Origin of the sequence: Hymenobacter terricola (assembly GCF_017921975.2) — a bacterium.
GTDB classification, from domain to species: domain Bacteria; phylum Bacteroidota; class Bacteroidia; order Cytophagales; family Hymenobacteraceae; genus Hymenobacter; species Hymenobacter terricola.
The window spans coordinates 1-1,640 of sequence record NZ_JAGEMO020000183.1; the positions used below are offsets into that span (position 1 = coordinate 1).

Annotated in this window: 2 protein-coding genes; both read left to right on the forward strand. The window is 41.5% G+C overall.

The window, feature by feature from the left end; translation table 11 throughout:
- The first annotated feature begins 291 nt into the window (after positions 1-291).
- Positions 292-396: a smalltalk protein gene (locus tag J4G38_RS29345; protein WP_210522227.1), complete on the forward strand. Its 105-nt coding sequence runs from the start codon at positions 292-294 to the stop codon at positions 394-396.
- A 58-nt stretch (positions 397-454) separates the two neighbouring features.
- Positions 455-1,640 (forward strand): DUF6266 family protein (locus J4G38_RS28170; RefSeq protein WP_226164124.1); only part of this gene is annotated, 1,186 nt, incomplete at its 3' end.

Genomic DNA, 1,640 nt, shown 5'->3' on the forward strand with positions numbered 1-1,640 from the left:
GTCGGGCGCATGGTGTCGGGCGTGAGTCGGGCGCATGGTGTCGGGCGTGAGTCGGGCGCATGGTGTCGGGCGTGAGTCGGGCGCAGAGGGTCCCCCCCCACCCGCTCATGAGCTTCTACTTTCCCCCCTCTTGTGCTGCATCATGCCGTATGAGTACGTCTATATAGTTAGTTCAATTATCCAATTTGTCCCCCAGTTTATCTTAACAATAATTAACCCATATTCTTTGATTTCTTCCTTTTGTAAGATTAATTTTGGGCGATTTTTTTTTCACCTTTAATTAAATTGCTTATGAGTACAATAAAGAAAAAGGACTTGTGGGGTCAGGTTATTAACGTTGTCATTGCAATTCTATCAGCAGTGGCAACAACTTTGGGCCTTAATTCGTGCATGTGATTTTAGAAAAATTCCTTGATTAATCATTGTTTTTTTAATTGTTAAAGTTTTTTTGATTATGGCAAAAGGTAACATGTTCATAGGAAATGGTAGTGGCAAGGTTGGAAATCTTGTTGTTGCCACGAGAGCAGGGGAGCAGATAACAAGAGTTTATCAGCCGCGGGTTTCGAACCCAAAGTCGTACTCACAAATGCTCCAGCGGGCGAAGTTCGCAAATGCTGTCAAATTTTATAAAAAGGCAGTACAGAATTTCTTCAAATTTGCTTTTGAAGATAAAAAAAAGGCTGAAAGTGATTACAACGCATTTATGCGTCATAACATCATGAACTCAACATTACTAATAAAAGGTAATGTTGACGACGCATATTTCCCGGCTCTTGGTCGGTGGCAAATGTCAAGTGGTTCACTGCCTAACGCTTTTAGCATCGAAAAATCCAGTGCTTCGGGTTTTACTTTTTATAATGAAGGCATAAAGCCAAATGCTACAATTGGCGACATCTCGAGCACATTAATAGGTCAAGGTTTTCATACGGGAGATATAGTTACTTTTGTACTGATTACTTCTCCGGTAACTTATTTAGATTTTGACTTAACTAACCTTTATGATAGCGGGCTTAAGCAGCCGGAGTGGCTGATTGTTCAGTTTGCAATTGATCCAAAAGATACTAGAGACATTAGTCAAGCTAATTATCTAGGTTCTAGGAGTGGTATGTCGGGTTACGAGGGAAACTCCCTACTTGTCCTCGATAATGGCACGATACAATGGGACGGAAATTTCGATGATGAAATGGCCGCAACATGTTGTATTGTTACTCGAAATACGGGGAGCGGAGTTTTGGCAACGAATACTTCGTTATTCGGCAACACTAATTTTGACAAGATGTTGTCGGACGCAGAGGGAACAGATTACGAAAATGAAGTTCTTGTTAGCTGGGGTGCACGAGAAGGTGCAATTTTAAAAGGTTCGATAGCTACACGTTCCGGTGCCGTTACCGAAAGTGTTGTTGGGCTCAAAGTCAACGGAGAACGGGCACCATTCAACCAGGTAGCAGCACATGGTGATGTTACATATACAATAACTTCCGAAAAAGGAGATTTGAAAAATGATGCACCCGGTAATGTTCCGGCAGGTATCACTGTAAAGTCTCACACGCTTAGCGAAAACAAAAAGACTTATACTTTGATATTAACATTTCCGAATACATCGTATCCTGAGGGTATGATTACATACATGGGTAAAAATA